Source organism: Bacillus cereus group sp. N24 (assembly GCF_016483345.1).
Taxonomy (GTDB): domain Bacteria; phylum Bacillota; class Bacilli; order Bacillales; family Bacillaceae_G; genus Bacillus_A; species Bacillus_A toyonensis.
On the sequence record NZ_JAEHCA010000003.1, the window covers coordinates 72001 to 88374 of the forward strand.

Consider the following 16374-nt stretch of genomic DNA (forward strand, 5'->3'; position numbering starts at 1 on the left):
CCTTCCACAAATGTGGAAGGTTTTTCTCATATAATCGCTTTAATTCCTTCTAAAATTAAGCCAATCATAAATCCGCAAACAGCCCCGTTCACTCGGATCCACTGCAAATCTTTACCGACGTTATTTTCGATCATTTCAATTAATTTTTTATCGTCTAGTTTATCAAGGTTTTCTTGTACAAGTTTTCCAATTTTCGAATGATTCTTTTCAACAAGTGTGACAACTTGCTTTTGTAACCAATCTTCTATTTTTTGAACCGTCACTTCGTCTTCTTTTATTTTATTCATTTGCGTTTGTAAAAATGGAATAACATATGTATCAGCAAATTCTTCTTTGTTTACAAAGGTAACTGCTCTTTGTTGTACTTGCTCCAGCATCTCTTTTATTTTGTCAGTAGCATCCCAATTCGCAATCCACTTTTCTTTCCAATTTTCTAATTCCTGTAGTAAAGCTTCATTTTCTTTCACATTTATAATTTCTTGACGAATCTTCGCTAATATAAGTTGTCTTGTGATATTATCAGCATCTTGTAAGCTGTTAATATTACTAATGATAAACTTCTGCAAAATGCCTCCAATTTTATCTTCATCTACAATATTCATAAACGATTTCAAAGTAAACTGCAAAAATCCATCTACTTTTATATTTTCCATCGCCTTCATTCCTAAGCTTCCAAGCTGGTAACGAGCTTCATCTTGCGCTGTCCAATCTTTCACTTTTACTAATATGTAATCAAGTGTCTTTTCATCATATTCTTGCACAACTAATTGATCAACAAGCACTTGTAAGATGTTACTCGTATTAATTGTATGCAAATATGTTTTAAGTTCTTTTTCAATAATAACAGCTAACTTTTCTGTATCTATTGAAACAATCGCTTTCTCAGCAATCGTTACAATTCCCTTTTTCACAGCATCAGACTGCATTTCTCTCTCAGCAATTTGTAGCACCATTTGCGCTAACTGCATTTCTTTTACTTTATTCGTAATACTCTCTTTCGTCAGCCACTCATTTTCTAGCGTATGAATGAGCCCTTTCGTTACTCGTTTACGGTTTTTAGGTAACAAAGCTGTATGCGGAATTGGGATTCCCATCGGATGACGAAATAATGCTGTAACCGCGAACCAATCCGCAAGTCCGCCAACTAATCCAGCTTCAAATCCCCCTTGTATAATCTCTCCAGCTATCGTTCCTTGAAAAGGGATAGAAGCAGCAAAGCCTATTCCCATAACCCCAAGCGAAATACCCGCTATATATTTAGTCTGTAATGACATCGTATACACACATCCTCTTATTATGTAAAATAAAGCTGTTTTGTTATATTTATTCGATATTAGTAATCCTTCATATCTATACTATAAAGAACTATTGTGAAAATAACAAAGATTTTTATGTACATGAAAAAATGAGGCTACAACTAGCCTCATTTTTCTTATATTGTTAATTCCAAACCTTTCTTATAATACCCATTCATCACATCTTCTGGAACCATGCTCCCACCAGTTCCCCACACAATATGAGTACCTTTTTTCACCGTCTCTGTTAACTGTTGCTTTTGTAAATACTCATCTTCTTTACATACATTCACTGGCCCAACCATACCAGCTAATGCAGAAGGCTCTAAATTAATATTTTCCGTATCAGCTAGTTCTTTTAATAGTCTATATAACTCTTCATCACTTACTGTGTAATTTCCACTCAAAAATGGTTCCATCGTTTTACCGACAAATCCAGACGGTCTTCCTACTGCTAGTCCGTCCGCGTCTGTTATATTATCAATCCCGATATCTTGAACGGCGATTTTATCATGAAGTCCTGTCATTAACCCGAGTAACATACATGGAGAATGTGTTGGCTCTGCAAAGAAACAATGGACGTTGTCTTTATACAATAACTTTAAACCAAATGCTACCCCGCCAGGTCCCCCACCTACTCCACACGGAAGATAAACGAATACAGGATGTTCTTCATCTACTATAATCTCTAACTCTTCTAATTGCTTTTGTAAACGAGATGCTGCTACTGCGTATCCTAAAAATAAATCATGTGAGTTTTCATCATCTACAAAATAACAGCTAGGATCTGCATCTGCTTGCTCACGCCCCTCTTCTACTGCTTTACTATAATCAGCTTCATATTCAATAACATTTACACCTTTACTTCTTAATAAATCTTTTTTCCATTCTTTTGCGTCTGCTGACATATGAACAGTTACGTTAAAACCTAGTTTCGCACTCATAATCCCAATGCTTAGCCCTAAATTACCTGTAGAACCTACCGCAATTGAGTATTTTGCAAAAAACTCTCTACATGTATCACTATCTAAAATAGAATAATTATCTTCCTCTGTTAACATTCCATGCTGGAGTGCTAATTTCTCAGCATGTTTTAACACTTCATAAATACCGCCCCTAGCTTTAATTGAACCTGATATTGGAAGATGACTATCACATTTTAATAATAATTCTCCTAGTATAGGTTGCCCGTATTTTTTCTCTAAAGATTGTTTCATAGCTGGTATTTTTACTAAAGGTGATTCTATAATACCATTCGTTTCTTTCGTTTCAGGAAAAACTTTCGCAATATATGGTGCAAAACGCTTTAATCTCTCTTCCGCGTCTTTTACATCTTCTTCATTAAGTGGTGAAGCTGTTATTGCTGTTTCATACTTTTCTATATTCGGGTTTATCCAAAATACTTCTTCTGTTGCAATAAGCTTGTTAACTAATGGATACTCTGCTTTTAATACCTCTATTTCCTTCATTCCGTTTCCTCCTCATATCCTTGTAGCTTGCTATACAATAAATTATAATTAAATTAATTTTAATATAGTTTAACATAAATTATTCATTTCAGTTAATTTTAATTTAATTTATTTAAATATAATTTAATAATCATTAAGGAGAATGTTTTATGGAAAATATAGATATTGGTAAAAAGATTGAAAAGCAAAGAAAAGAAAAAGGTTTAACTAGTAAACAACTAGCAAATATGGCTGAAATTACACCATCTATGTTAAGTCAAATTGAGCGTGGTTCTGCTAACCCTTCCATTCAAACGTTAAAGGTACTCGCAAAGGCACTGGATGTTCCAACATTTAGTTTTCTACTTGAAGAAACAAATACAGACGATTTAATCGTGCGCTCTCATAAACGAAAAAAAATGATTATCGATAATTTATCATATGAAATGCTATCGCCTGATTTCACAGGTAATTTAGCAACAGCAATTATGACTGTTCCCCCAAATACTTCTTCATCAGATAATATTCTAGAACATAAAGGTGAAGAATTAGCATTTGTATTAGACGGAACAATTACATTGTATTTAAATGAAGAAGAGTACACATTAGAAACTGGTGATAGTGTAAAAATACCTGCTTATTTAAAGCATAAATGGGTAAATCAATTCGAGAAAAATGCAATTGTCTTATTTTCTGTTACCCCGCCGATTTTTTAATATATAAAATAAAAATAGCCACGCACGGATACTCTCCGTACATGGCTATTTTTATTTTTTCGGCATGAACAAAATGCCTAAACTAATAACACAAAAACTAAGTATTTGCTGTATTGACAGGCCAAATAGAACCGAATTTTGTTCACTAATAAGCGAAATAACAATATGAGCAGTCCCCTCACAAATTAGAAAAACACTTATATTTTTTCCAGTTCCTAATCTTTCATTTTTCATCCATAACAAACCCATTACACAAAGGGCGAGGATGATCTCGTATACGAAAATTGGATGATATAAAAATTTAGATTCATATATTTTCATTCCCCATGGTAGTGTCGTTTGTGCACCTACTTCTCGATGAAATAGAAAATAAAAGATACTACTCACGCACAATGCAAAAGGCAATGCATCAAGTAAAATACGAAGCGAAAATTGCTCCTTTTTACTTTTCCAAACAATATATGCACTCGCAATTATGCCCCCTATTAAAATGTGCTGCATGCTTCCTACAGCTAGTAATGCTTGCAATGGCGACCTAAAAGCCCATACTGGATTTAAAATTGCCGGTGCAAATTTCCATACAAATACGATAATAAGAAACGCATTTGTTACAGCATCCATCATTTTTTCATACGGTACATTTTGATGCTTCATCTTTCGTTTCATCAGCATAAATCCAAATAGACTTCCAATTATAAGAGATACGGGTTGTAACCTCATGATCCACTCCATCACTGCAAAATCCCCTCTTAACCCTCAATTAATTTTTGAAATTTCTTTTCTAATTGATCTGGAGGTAATACCCCTCGTACATGATCTACTATAATTCCATCTTTATTAACAAAAAATGTCGTTGGTAAAGAAAATACTTTATAATCTAATCCAGCTACTCCATCCATATCTAGAAGAACTGGAAACTCAAATCCATAGCGATCCGCAAATGCAGTTGCTTCTTGTACTGGGTCACTAACAGTTGCATTTACTGCAAAGATTTCAATATCCTTTTTATATTTGTCATAAAAACGAACTAAGTCAGGTGCCTCCATTTCACATGGTCCACACCACGATGCCCAAAAATTAATAATATATGGTTTTCCCTTCGCATCATTTAGCGAATACAACTTTCCATCTAATCCTTTTAATGTTATATTTGGTGCTTTAAATCCTATTTGTGGTAATACTTCTTTCTCTTTTAACTCCGCTTGTTTCGCTTTTCTTTCCTTTTCTTCTTTCTTTGAATTATAAAAGTTAACACCCGCCCAAACGAGTGCTCCTACTAATATAATAGCAATTAGTTTCTTCACTTTTCTTCCTCCTCATTTTTTAAAATCCTGTAAATCCACCAAATAGGCGAATAAAGAACGCTGTAATTTTCGTCATTTGATTTGTATACAATAAAACACCTGTTACAATCATCATTCCGCCGCCAATTTTCATCATGACATTGGCATATGTAACAATCCACTTTACCTTTCCGATAAAGAATGCCATCACGAAAAATGGAACTGCAAATCCAAGCGTATACGCTGTAATATAAAGAAGTGCCCCTTCAGGATTCGTCGCACCAAGCATGAGTACAGCTGAAAATATCGGCCCAACACATGGCGTCCATCCCGCTGCATATGTCATACCGACTAAAATCGAACGAAGATATCCAGTCGATTTACTTCTATACTGCACCTTTTTCTCTGCCATAAGCCACTTAGGCTGAAACAATCCAGTCATAAATAACCCCATCAAAACAATAAAAACCCCACCAATTTGTTGAATCAATTTTTGGTTAGATGAGAATGTTATTCCAATCCAGCTTACCGACAAACCTAACGCATAAAATATAACCGAAAATCCAATCATAAAAAATACGGTATGTATAATCGCTGATTTTTGCATAATCCCACGATTCTCTTTTAAATCTTGAATAGAAACACCTGTAATATAAGATAAATAAGATGGATATAGAGGTAAAGAGCATGGCGATATAAATGACAATACTCCCGCCCCAGCTACAAGCCAAATTGTTAAATCTGCTGCGTTCATTTTATTCCCCCCAAAAACACTACACCTAGTAGTGTTATTTTTTAAAAAAAGAGGCTATATGCACTCTCCGACAATAAGTACAATCGACATACAGAATAAACCTAGTGTTACATATACCGAATTTGTATGTAATGGGATAGTAAGCTTCACAACTTTTTCATTTAACACTTGCTCAATTCGTAAATTTATTGCTGTTTTTGCAAATGAAGCTGTCACACATCGATTTTCCATTGTCTTTATTTTAATTAATTTTAATAACGCGCTACCTAACTCGAATGAGGATTTCATTTTTTGCATCGCATATTTATCTGCTGCTAACTCTTGATACGTATGGTATCGCTGTAGCAGCCCTTTTAGTATCGGGATGTACAACATTCCTTCTGCTAATAACGTAAAACAAAATAATTTTAGTGGATCCCGATTGTTTTGATGATATTCTTCATGAAAAACAATCGCATCAATTTCTTCCTCTGAAAACGTGTGAAGTATCCCTTCTGACATGACAACTTTCGGACGAAATAATCCAATTGTAAATGCTGCAATTTCCTCGGTCGGTAATATATATATTTGTTTTCCTTTTCTAATAAAAGGTACAAGTACTTTTTGTAATTTTTTACTATAGAAAAATTGCCGCCAAACTCTTTTGCACACTATCAGTACAGTAAGTAATAATAATCCAGCTATTATGATACGAATCAACGATAGTTCTTTCATATGTTTTTCTAACTGAAACAAGCAAAACTTTGAAAGAAAGAACGCCTTATTTTGAAAAAGAAATGGATATGTAACGTAATACGTTAACATACAAAAAAAGAGAGTACTAACAATTACTGCTAACAATACGATTTTACGCATTTGCCATTTCATTTTATCGATCCTCTTTTTTTAACTGACTCAATTTATCTTCTAATTTTTTTAGTAAAGTCGGATCAGCCTGCTCTAACTCATCTAACATATGATTTACAACTAAATCTCCAAATTCCCCCATTAATTCCTGCGTCATTTTCTTCGTTTGATTGGATAAAAATTCTTCTTTTGTTTGTACTGCATGATATATGCCACTTCTTCTCACAGTCTGTTTTTCTAAGTGTAGTTTCTCTACTAACCTGTTCATAACTGTCATAACAGTATTAAAATTCACCGGTGATTCTTCACTTAATTTCTGCTGTACTTCTTTAATGGTAATACCTTCAGTGGACCAAACAATCTCCATTATTTTCGCTTCAAGCGGTCCAAAGAAGTGATTTAACCCTTGCTCATTTAACTTATAATTTTGAGTAAACATAGTATGGCTCCTTTCACACTACAGATTGTAGTACAAATTAAATGAAAGGTCAAACACGAATGATATAAACTGCTATCCACTAATTATGAATATCCATTCATTGTAAACCTAACTTCTCTCCAAATGTATCAAAGAGATACTGCTCTAATATTTGTACACTAAACTTCTCATTACGCCCAAGTGCAAATAATTCCCGATTTTTCGCTACGATAGTGTCTAACGGAATAGCTACATTATCCACTATTTTTGTAATTTCAATTATATTACTTTTCACATTGACTTCCGTTTTAAATTCAACGTTCTCCAATACTATATGTGAACGTCTTCCTGATGCAAAAAAAGTAAAGTTAGGATTTTTAACGACGCCAATTTCACTCTCTAATGCATATAAATAATGAAAAATTATATCTCTATGTCCATCTTTTATTACTTTTTCATCCTTCTCATCATCTAAGTATTCTTTCAACTTCGTTGTAAATTCAAATCGAAAATCCACTTTTTTCACGCTCCTTTTTTCATTCTATACCGAATAAATATATTAATATAATTTTACCATATTGTAATACAAGTTCCTATAAAAAGTGAAAAATACGTTTGTAAAATCCCTAGTATTTCCGACGCCTTTATAAAATATATACACTAATTCAATATTAATTAATGAGTCGTTATATCCATTTAACCATATTGTTTCCATATTTTGAAACAATAGTATGCAATATTATATATCAATAAACTGTTTCTAATTCATCACTCTATATAATCATCGTTCCCTTTACTATTCCAATATATTTAAACTGTATTTTCTCTTTATTCATTACATTAGAGAAGGAATGTAACTCTCTTCTATCGAATTTTTACATAACAAAAATGATTAGGTGGTGCTTTACTATGAAATTAGCTGTCATTGGTGGTGGTGATTTACAAGATTTAAATCACTTTCATATTAATGAACGACTTATAGAATTAACAAATAAACAGTACCCAAAAATATTATTCATTCCAACAGCTAGTCATGATGATGAAAGCTATATAAAATTATTTTTAGACACGTTTGAAAACCAATTCCATTGTGATGTACAAATTTTACGTACAATAACCGATATACCTTCTAAATATGAAATAGATGAGATGATTCATTCAGCCGATTTCATTTACCTTGGTGGTGGAAACTATGTTGAAATGCTTACACAATGGAAAGAACATAAACTAGATGAGAAATTACTATTGGCTCTCGAGCAAGGAACACTCATTGCAGGGTATAGTGCTGGTGCTATGTGTTGGTTCACATCTAGTATCCGATCAGATTATGAAGGTTCTGGTTATGTAGAAAGTAACGGATGGGGGATTGTTAACAAAAGGTTTTGCCCACATTATAATCAATTAAATAGAATGAATGCTTTTCATTCCTTTTTACAAAATCACCAAGGTAATATAGAGGGGATTGCACTAGAAGATGATTGCGCTTTATATATTACAGAAGAATCCTTTGAAATTATCGGTGCACCAGAAAAAGCGTGGGAGTTTTATATGAGTGATAAAAAACTTATTAGACAACATTTTGATATCACTTTAAAAAGCTATTTATAAAGTGATACTTTAATCAGTGGGGGTTTTCTTCATCCCCACTAATTATTAGCCCTCATCAATCAGGCTTTTGCGAGATAAACATACGCTTCAAAAAAATGTCCCTAAGTATAAATAACTTAGGGACATTTTCACTATTTAACTAACTAATCGTGTAATTCGTTTCTTCTGCCATGAAAGCTTATAATATGCATACTGTAATATGAGACTAACAATAAATGCTGCTGGGTATCCAATCCATATCCCTTCAATTCCAAGGCTTGTATGGTAAGAAAGATAATATGCTACTGGTACTTCAACTAGCCAAATTGATACAACACCAATAACAGTTGGCCATAATACTGTACCACTCGCTCGCATTGTCGCACTAATAATTTGTGCATGACCGAAAATTAAATAACTCCATAATGTAATCATAACTAAACTATGAGCAATATCAATTGTAGTTTGACTCGTTAAAAATAGTGATAAAATGTCTCTTGAGAACAAGTAAATAAGAGATATTAACATACCACCGATAACATAGTTCATAATAATTCCAGCCTTTACAACTTTCTGCAATCGATCAAATTGATTTGCACCAATTGATTGTGCCGCAAAAATAGAGACTGTAATGCCAAGGCTAACGGCTGGCATTTGTACATAACTGGCAACTTGATTCACGACGCCATAAGCAGCTGTTGCATCCGAACCATAACGATTTACAAACGCGATTACCGCAATTTCAGATAATGAAACTAATATCATATTAATACTCGCTGGAATACCGAGTCGTAGCAATAGCTTTAATAACTCACCATCCATTCGAAGGTATTTCCTTACCGTTCCATCTAGTTGTAGTGGATGATTTTTCTTCTTTAAATACACTAGCATGACAATAAACGTAATAACTGTCGATATAACAGAAGCATATGCTGCTCCATACACATCTAATTTCGGAGCTCCTAACCAGCCAAAAATAAGAATTGGTAATAAGATCATATTTAGCGCTGTACTTACAATTAAAAAGTAAAATGGCGTTTTAGAATCTCCTGTCCCTCTCATAAATGTTGTGTATGCAAAATATAAAAATAATACTGGCATCGATATAAATAAAATTCTTGCATAATGTACACTTATTTCAATTATATTTTCTGGCGTTCCCATTAGACGCATAATATCCATTGCAAAAATACTGCCTATTATCGCCAATGCAACTCCGATAATAAACGTAAATGTAAGTGTCGTACCAACGATAGCTTTTAAACGATCTTCATTTTTAGCGCCAAACGCCTGACCAATTAAAATAGAACTACCCGACCCAATTCCAATTACGAATGAAACGAGTAGGAAAAATAAAGGAAAGAATGCTGATATAGCTGCTAAATCATTGACACCAAGCCATCTCCCTACTACGACCATACCAAATAATTGTCCAACTGATTGAAGTACATTACTTAATAATAACGGTACTAAAAACATAGACATCGATTTCCAAATCGGTTTACTCTCACTTTCTAACTTATGTGACTCCACACCTTCTTTATTGTTATCTGTAGGTGGTTTCAAATTACATTTCTCCTTTTATTAAAAATCTTTTTTCCATCTCTATCTCTTTGTATAGTTGTTATAATGATTTGCTTCTATTCATTTTCTTTCCGCATTATTATAACTTCACCCAATATTGACTTCCATCTACTGTTCTATCTAAAAATCCATATTCAATCAAATATCTTCTTAAAGTCACGAAATCTGGATATACATTTTCTAAAATTGTATTCACTTCTTTTTCGGAATACTTTTGATTACTATCAAACTTTTTCACTAAGTGACGTAATATAATTAATTTACGCTTTTGCTTCTTCGGAAATTTAGAAAGCGGCCCATCTAATCCATCTATAAAATGAGTTTTTAATACTTCATCATTTTCTTCTTCCGTAATATTATATCGATCATCCACCATCGTTGCTGTTCTATGAATTGGTACAAATTTCGTTTGTACCTTCGATTTTTCTTCTGATAATTCCATTAACGCTAAAAATACTTTTGCTTGCTTCATCTTCTCTCGCAATGTAAAACGATGATTACGAATCGTCGATGTGCTACCGCCGTCCATCTCTTTTACAATTTCTTTATCATTCAGTCCCATATGGAAAAACTGAACCATCTTCTTTTGTAAATCGGTTAAACCAGTAAACTTCTTATCAAGATTTAATAAATAATCAAACATAGACGTATGCTCACTATGCATATGCAATTGGACAAACTTCTCTGCTTCATACAAAACTTGATTATGTTGATAAATAACTCCTTTAATAAACGCTTCTCCACATGCTAAACAAATATACTCCTCTGCTTCCTCATCAAACACATACCCTTTTTTCAATTCCTCTACCGACGCATCCCAAAACTTCTCTGAAATATCGTTCACACTAAACACTCCTTCAAAATGTTTATTTAAAAACAAACAAATTACAATTACGTTTATTACCACTTCATCATCTTAACATACAGAAATCAGACATTTCAATGTTTCGTTTACCTATTTTGCAAACTTTTATAAAATCATCTATAAATTCCTCGAATAACCGCTAACTATAATGAAATTATTATTCCATGGAGAAACTGTAATAACTTAATTAAAGTGATATCCGAAATGAAACAAACCCTCTATTTACCCCCTATCAAATATTCCATTTTAACTACAAAAAAGGCGCTTCCTTTTATGGAAGCACCCTTTCATCTTTTATATTTTTTGTAAACAACCTCTACTAAAACTTTACTTGTCTCTATAAATACATGTTTTCGGTTTCCATCCTCAACCATTTTATTTGAACAGCCACTCATAATCATTATACAACTAAATATGACTAGCGCTACATTTCTATTCTTATAAGCCACTTCATGCCACTCCACTATAAAAAAACTTCATTTACATTTATCCTATCAAAAAATTTTACACGAATAACAAACCCCAAAAATATGCAATCTTGCATATTTTCGCGTTTCATTAAGATATTGTGATTTAATTTATTTAAAGAACACTTTTATCGAGGTGACTTACTTGAAATTTAAAGCAAAAAAAAATCCATTTCACGTCATTTTCATTATATTATTTATAATTATTTTTTTCATTTCACTATTCTTCCAAAATGAAAATTCTATTTTTTTTACTCTTATGATGCTGTTAAATATCGTGAATCTTTCTTCATTCTATTTTTCACACTATAATATAACGAAATCATCAATTGTTGTAAAACACGGTTTCATACTGCGCACTGAAATTCCATTTGAAGACATTCGTCACATTAAATACTCTGGCAAAAAACTCCGTTCAGAAAAATGGACTCGACAACAATTAGAAATTGATTACAATTTATTTGATGCCGTGAAAACTTTCGTACCACAAGACGAAGAAAAATTCATTTCACTCTTAAAAGAGAACTGCCCACATATAAAAGTAATCCATTCGACCACTACCAAATAATATTTCAGAACTTACAGTTGTGCAGTTGAAGAAAACATAAAAAGGGATTAAAATTTATATGTGAGAAAGAAGCCCAGATTCGAAATTTCGAATCTGGGCTTCTTCTATTATTCTTTTGGAGCGATCATTTTTTTCGGATCTACAATTTCGTCAAATTGCTCTTCTGTTAATAATCCCGATTGCAATGCTGCCTCTTTTAAAGTTAAACCATCTTTATGAGCATGTTTTGCAATTTTCGCTGCATTTTCATACCCAATATGAGGGTTTAATGCTGTAACAAGCATTAATGAACGATTCACGTTTTCGTTAATTACTTCTTCATCCGCTTCAATACCAACTGCACAATTATCATTAAACGAAACAATTGCATCCGCTAATAAGTGCGCTGATTGTAAGAAGTTATAAGCAATAACTGGTTTAAATACGTTTAACTCAAAATTCCCTTGGCTCGCAGCAAATCCGATTGTTGTATCATTTCCCATCACTTGCGCCACAACCATTGTTAACGCCTCACTTTGTGTTGGGTTTACTTTACCTGGCATAATCGAGCTTCCTGGCTCATTTGCTGGAATAATAATTTCTCCAAGACCACTACGTGGACCACTTGCAAGCCAACGTACATCGTTAGCAATCTTCATTAAATCAGCCGCTAATGCCTTTAATGCACCATGAGTATATACAACTTCATCATGGCTCGTTAATGCATGGAACTTATTTGGTGCAGAAATAAAGTTCTTACCTGTAAATTGGCTAATTTCCTCAGATACCATATCACCAAATTTAGGATGAGCATTAATACCCGTTCCAACTGCAGTACCACCAATTGCTAACTCTTTCATATATGTATTGCTCTCAGCAATCATACGCTCAGTTTTTTCAAGCATACGGTGCCATCCACTAATTTCTTGTCCCAAAGTTAACGGTGTTGCATCTTGTAAATGTGTACGACCGATTTTTATAATATGTTCAAATGCAGTTGCTTTTTCTGCTAAAGTTTCTTTTAACTTCGTAATTGCTGGTAATACGTGATTTTCTACCGCAATTACACATGCTACATGAAGCGCTGTTGGAAATGTATCGTTTGAACTTTGAGACATGTTCACATCATCATTCGGATGAATATGTACGTCAGATCCCTTTTCTTTCAAAATTTGATTCCCGCGGTTTGCAATTACTTCATTCACATTCATGTTAGATTGTGTACCACTACCCGTTTGCCATACGACAAGTGGAAAATGCTCATTCCATTTCCCTTCAATCACTTCATCAGCAGCTTCCACAATTGCTTTTGCTTTCTCTTCTGATAACTTCCCTAGTTTTTGATTGCTAAGGGCCGCACTTTTCTTTAAAATCGCAAATGCTTTTACAATTTCAAGCGGCATTTGCTCTGTTCCAATTGGGAAGTTCTCTTTACTTCTTTGTGTTTGCGCTGCCCATAATTTATCAGCCGGAACTTTTATTTCTCCTAATGTGTCTCTTTCAATTCTGTACTCCATTTTTTCATCCCCTTGAAAATTTAATACCTACATTTCTTATATTAACAGACTTCCCTTCAAATGATAAGGATTCTCACTCATATATATAAATATTTGATATTTATTTTTTAAAATTCCTCTTGACCTAAACTTAAGTTTAGGCTGTATCCTTTCCATTGTGACCTACTAAAAAGATACTGGAGGAATTCAATATGAAAAAATACGCTTTTGTAACAGGTGCAAATAAAGGAATTGGATATGAACTCGTTCGCCAATTAGCAGAGAAAGGCTATCACGTATTTTTAGGTGCTCGCAATGAACAACTTGGTCAAGAAGCTATGAAATCTTTAAATATTTCCAACGTTTCTTATGTTCAAGTAGATATTTCAAATTCACAATCCATTCAAAAAGCAATGAAAAAAATGTATGAAACGACTGATCACTTAGATTTACTAATCAATAACGCAGGTATAGCACTAGACTTCAATACGCTACCTAGCAAATTAAATATTGAAACTTTACGTCAAGGATTTGAAATTAACTTTTTTGGAACTTTCCAAATGATGCAAGCCTTTTTACCATCATTAAAGAAGTCAAACAACAGCAAAATAATAAATGTAACAACTGACATGGCTTCACAAACAATGTTCGCTAATGGTGAAACACATCCAATTAATGCTTTAGGATATAATTCTTCAAAAACAGCTATTAACGCTTTAACATTAGCTTTTAGCAAAGAATTTGGTACTAACGGTCCAGCAGTTTTCGGGGTAACACCTGGTTTTACAACTACCGACCTTAATGGAAATGCACCTGGTGGCCATACAACCAATGAAAGTGCTAAGATTATTATTAAATATGCATTAAGTGCAACAAACTATAATGGTAAAATATTAAATAAAAACGGAATTATACCCTGGTAACAAGAGGATGAATCGCATGTATTATACAATTGGTCAAGTCGCCAAAATGCACCACTTAACTATTTCTCAAATACATTATTACGATCGACAAGGACTGTTCCCTTTTCTTCAAAGAAATGAAAAAGGAGATCGAGTTTTTAACGAAGAAGCACTCAAATATTTAGAGATGATTTTATGTTTAAAAGAAACTGGTATGCCTATTCAAAAAATAAAACAATTTATTGACTGGTCCATGGATGGAGAATCTACTATCCTTCAACGATTAGAATTAATGAAACAACAAAAGATAAATGTTTTACAGCACATTCAAGATACTGAAAAGAACTTAAAAAAGATACAACAAAAAATCACTAAATATGAGCATGAAATAACCTCAATAGCTCAAAATACAAAATAAAAAAATCACCTTCTACAATGTGTAGAAGGTGATTTTTCATTTATGATGCTTGCTTTCCTTTATCCGCATCATCTACATACCAAATGAACTTGCCTGTATATCCGTAAATAACTGCTAAAATTAACGATACAAAACTTAACCACATAAATGGAATATATGATAACGTTGCTACCCCTAAAATACCAGCCATAAAAATACCATTATCCGACCATGGAACCATACCTGAAGTTAACGTTCCACCTACTTCTGAGTTACGTGCTAATACACGACGGTCTATTTTTAGTTTATCATAGCTATCTTCCATAATTTTCGGCGTTAAAATAAGTGATACGTACATCGCACAACCAAATACGTTCGCTAAAAATGCAACGATTAATGTAGACAACGTTACATTACCTGCAGAATTTAATTTCTTCTCAAATTTCGATACGATTACTTTAAGAACACCTAGCTTTTCAAGTAATCCACCAAAACCTAAGCCAAATATAATAACGGCTACTGAGCCAAGCATACCGTTAATTCCACCACGGTTTAATAACTTATCGACAAACTCAACACCAGATTGAATTGAGAATCCATTATAAGCTGTTCCAATTGCCTCCCCAAAGTTCATCCCTTGGAAAAGAGTTGCCCAAATTGCACCGATTAAAGCTCCCATTGCAATTGTTGGCATCGACGGTTTCTTCATTGCTAATAGAACGATAACAATGACCGCTGGAACAAGCATCCATATTTTAATATCAAATTGCTTTAATAAAGCTTCTTTTAAAAACTCTACTCGGTTCAAATCTACATTATCCCCGCCGTACATCCAGCCAGCTACAGTAAACATAATACTAGTAATAATATACGCTGGAACGTCTAATACAAGCATAGCTCGAACGTGAGCAATAACATCTACTTTTGCCATAGAAGCTGCAAGAACTGTACTATCAGAAAGTGGTGATAATTTATCTCCGAAATAAGCTCCCGAAAGAACTGCACCAGCAACAAGCGGAAGTGGTAATCCAAGACCTTCACCAATCGCCATCATAGCTATACCAGCTGTTCCAACTGTTCCCCATGATGTTCCGGTCGCAATAGAAGTTATGGAACAAATAATTAAAGTTGCCAGTAAGAATATGCTTGGGTGGATAAATTCTAATCCATAATAAATTAATGTTGGTACAACCCCACCAGCAATCCACGTCCCAATTAAAGCCCCTACTGCAACTAAAATAAGAATTGCTTCTAATCCATTAGAAATTCCTTTTGTAATTGCATCTTGCAATTCTTGATAACGAAATCCTAACCTTAATCCAAGCGCAATAACTAAAAACCATGAAATAAACAGCGCTAATTGAATTGGGAGATCAAAAATCGTTTGGAAGGAAAAGACGACAGCAAGAAATAGCATTAAAAGAACGATAATTTCTGGTATCGATGGTAATCTTACACTTTTCATTTTTTTCTCTCCTTACAAGTCGATAACATGATATATGTCGTCTTACATGTATGTAGTATACAATTAGCGAAGACAAAACAAAATTTTCATATTATTTCGATTTATTTTTCCAGTATAATATATTGGACACCTTTTCTATTGTAAAAGTAGATGTTACTTTTCGCAATGGAAAATATAAAAAATGTTACATTTTTATTTAGATAGAATAATCTAAGAATAACTTTTTTAATATTTGCCACAATAAGATTTTTTACTATTATCTTCACCTTTTAAGGACTACCATTTTTCTCCCCCAAAAAAGCAC

Annotated in this window: 17 protein-coding genes; 5 read left to right on the forward strand and 12 right to left on the reverse strand. The window is 33.4% G+C overall.

Going from position 1 to position 16374, the window contains the following annotated elements; genetic code table 11:
• Positions 1-26 precede the first annotated feature (26 nt).
• Together JDS95_RS06210 and JDS95_RS06215 are read right to left on the reverse strand one after the other, a co-directional pair.
• Complete coding sequence (locus JDS95_RS06210; protein WP_199690328.1) at positions 27-1274, reverse strand: DUF445 domain-containing protein; 1248 nt, start codon at positions 1272-1274, stop codon at positions 27-29.
• A 158-nt stretch (positions 1275-1432) separates the two neighbouring features.
• Positions 1433-2764: a D-serine ammonia-lyase gene (locus tag JDS95_RS06215; protein ID WP_144467520.1), complete on the reverse strand. Its 1332-nt coding sequence runs from the start codon at positions 2762-2764 to the stop codon at positions 1433-1435.
• Between the two features lie 149 nt (positions 2765-2913).
• Between JDS95_RS06215 and JDS95_RS06220 the strand changes: the two genes are divergently transcribed.
• Entirely contained in the window at positions 2914-3459 is a 546-nt protein-coding gene (locus JDS95_RS06220; RefSeq protein ID WP_000427659.1) for a helix-turn-helix domain-containing protein, read from the forward strand.
• A gap of 51 nt (positions 3460-3510) precedes the next feature.
• Here JDS95_RS06220 and JDS95_RS06225 read toward each other — a convergent pair whose 3' ends face one another.
• The 6 genes from JDS95_RS06225 to JDS95_RS06250 form a co-directional block, all read right to left on the reverse strand.
• A complete protein-coding gene (locus tag JDS95_RS06225; protein WP_000454794.1) occupies positions 3511-4191 on the reverse strand; it encodes a prolipoprotein diacylglyceryl transferase family protein in 681 nt (226 codons plus the stop codon).
• A 17-nt stretch (positions 4192-4208) separates the two neighbouring features.
• Positions 4209-4763: a TlpA family protein disulfide reductase gene (locus JDS95_RS06230; RefSeq protein WP_000733179.1), complete on the reverse strand. Its 555-nt coding sequence runs from the start codon at positions 4761-4763 to the stop codon at positions 4209-4211.
• Positions 4764-4782: 19 nt separating this feature from the next.
• Positions 4783-5496, reverse strand: coding sequence for a cytochrome c biogenesis CcdA family protein (gene ccdA, locus JDS95_RS06235; protein WP_199690329.1), 714 nt, complete (start codon positions 5494-5496; stop codon positions 4783-4785).
• 54 nt (positions 5497-5550) lie between these two features.
• Positions 5551-6363 carry a M56 family metallopeptidase gene (locus tag JDS95_RS06240; RefSeq protein WP_000871945.1) on the reverse strand — a complete coding sequence of 271 codons (813 nt, stop codon included), beginning with the start codon at positions 6361-6363 and terminating at the stop codon, positions 5551-5553.
• Position 6364: 1 nt separating this feature from the next.
• Positions 6365-6781 carry a BlaI/MecI/CopY family transcriptional regulator gene (locus JDS95_RS06245; protein ID WP_000495072.1) on the reverse strand — a complete coding sequence of 139 codons (417 nt, stop codon included), beginning with the start codon at positions 6779-6781 and terminating at the stop codon, positions 6365-6367.
• Positions 6782-6878: 97 nt separating this feature from the next.
• Positions 6879-7277: a DUF3942 family protein gene (locus JDS95_RS06250; protein WP_000347531.1), complete on the reverse strand. Its 399-nt coding sequence runs from the start codon at positions 7275-7277 to the stop codon at positions 6879-6881.
• A 392-nt stretch (positions 7278-7669) separates the two neighbouring features.
• On the opposite strand from JDS95_RS06250, the gene JDS95_RS06255 reads away from it, so the two are divergent.
• Positions 7670-8368, forward strand: a complete 699-nt coding sequence (locus JDS95_RS06255; RefSeq protein ID WP_000762102.1) for a peptidase E — start codon at positions 7670-7672, stop codon at positions 8366-8368.
• Positions 8369-8503: 135 nt separating this feature from the next.
• On the opposite strand, the gene JDS95_RS06260 is transcribed toward JDS95_RS06255, so the two are convergent.
• Both JDS95_RS06260 and JDS95_RS06265 read right to left on the reverse strand, forming a co-directional pair.
• Positions 8504-9913, reverse strand: a complete 1410-nt coding sequence (locus JDS95_RS06260) for an MATE family efflux transporter (RefSeq protein ID WP_000804166.1) — start codon at positions 9911-9913, stop codon at positions 8504-8506.
• Between the two features lie 97 nt (positions 9914-10010).
• Positions 10011-10775, reverse strand: a complete 765-nt coding sequence (locus JDS95_RS06265) for a DUF2087 domain-containing protein (RefSeq protein WP_000997951.1) — start codon at positions 10773-10775, stop codon at positions 10011-10013.
• Between the two features lie 633 nt (positions 10776-11408).
• Here JDS95_RS06265 and JDS95_RS06270 point away from each other — a divergent pair.
• The gene (locus JDS95_RS06270) at positions 11409-11831 is read left to right on the forward strand and encodes a PH domain-containing protein (RefSeq protein ID WP_000669052.1); all 423 of its coding nucleotides are present in this window, start codon (positions 11409-11411) and stop codon (positions 11829-11831) included.
• Positions 11832-11938: 107 nt separating this feature from the next.
• Here JDS95_RS06270 and fumC read toward each other — a convergent pair whose 3' ends face one another.
• Entirely contained in the window at positions 11939-13327 is a 1389-nt protein-coding gene (fumC, locus tag JDS95_RS06275) for a class II fumarate hydratase (RefSeq protein ID WP_000456622.1), read from the reverse strand.
• 191 nt (positions 13328-13518) lie between these two features.
• On the opposite strand from fumC, the gene JDS95_RS06280 reads away from it, so the two are divergent.
• Positions 13519-14229, forward strand: coding sequence for an SDR family NAD(P)-dependent oxidoreductase (locus JDS95_RS06280; RefSeq protein WP_199690330.1), 711 nt, complete (start codon positions 13519-13521; stop codon positions 14227-14229).
• Positions 14230-14245: 16 nt separating this feature from the next.
• Complete coding sequence (locus tag JDS95_RS06285; protein ID WP_000291852.1) at positions 14246-14626, forward strand: MerR family transcriptional regulator; 381 nt, start codon at positions 14246-14248, stop codon at positions 14624-14626.
• 40 nt (positions 14627-14666) lie between these two features.
• Here JDS95_RS06285 and nhaC read toward each other — a convergent pair whose 3' ends face one another.
• Entirely contained in the window at positions 14667-16070 is a 1404-nt protein-coding gene (gene nhaC, locus JDS95_RS06290) for a Na+/H+ antiporter NhaC (RefSeq protein WP_000843971.1), read from the reverse strand.
• Between the last annotated feature and the right edge of the window lie 304 nt (positions 16071-16374).

Bases quoted from the DNA above. Each gene is read 5' to 3' on its own strand.
- JDS95_RS06210 (WP_199690328.1), bottom strand. From the start codon at position 1,274: ATGTCATTACAGACTAAATATATAGCGGGTATTTCGCTTGGGGTTATG.
- JDS95_RS06215 (WP_144467520.1), bottom strand. From the start codon at position 2,764: ATGAAGGAAATAGAGGTATTAAAAGCAGAGTATCCATTAGTTAACAAG.
- JDS95_RS06220 (WP_000427659.1), top strand. From the start codon at position 2,914: ATGGAAAATATAGATATTGGTAAAAAGATTGAAAAGCAAAGAAAAGAA.
- JDS95_RS06225 (WP_000454794.1), bottom strand. From the start codon at position 4,191: ATGGAGTGGATCATGAGGTTACAACCCGTATCTCTTATAATTGGAAGT.
- ccdA (WP_199690329.1), bottom strand. From the start codon at position 5,496: ATGAACGCAGCAGATTTAACAATTTGGCTTGTAGCTGGGGCGGGAGTA.
- JDS95_RS06240 (WP_000871945.1), bottom strand. From the start codon at position 6,363: ATGAAATGGCAAATGCGTAAAATCGTATTGTTAGCAGTAATTGTTAGT.
- JDS95_RS06245 (WP_000495072.1), bottom strand. From the start codon at position 6,781: ATGTTTACTCAAAATTATAAGTTAAATGAGCAAGGGTTAAATCACTTC.
- JDS95_RS06255 (WP_000762102.1), top strand. From the start codon at position 7,670: ATGAAATTAGCTGTCATTGGTGGTGGTGATTTACAAGATTTAAATCAC.
- fumC (WP_000456622.1), bottom strand. From the start codon at position 13,327: ATGGAGTACAGAATTGAAAGAGACACATTAGGAGAAATAAAAGTTCCG.
- JDS95_RS06280 (WP_199690330.1), top strand. From the start codon at position 13,519: ATGAAAAAATACGCTTTTGTAACAGGTGCAAATAAAGGAATTGGATAT.
- JDS95_RS06285 (WP_000291852.1), top strand. From the start codon at position 14,246: ATGTATTATACAATTGGTCAAGTCGCCAAAATGCACCACTTAACTATT.
- nhaC (WP_000843971.1), bottom strand. From the start codon at position 16,070: ATGAAAAGTGTAAGATTACCATCGATACCAGAAATTATCGTTCTTTTA.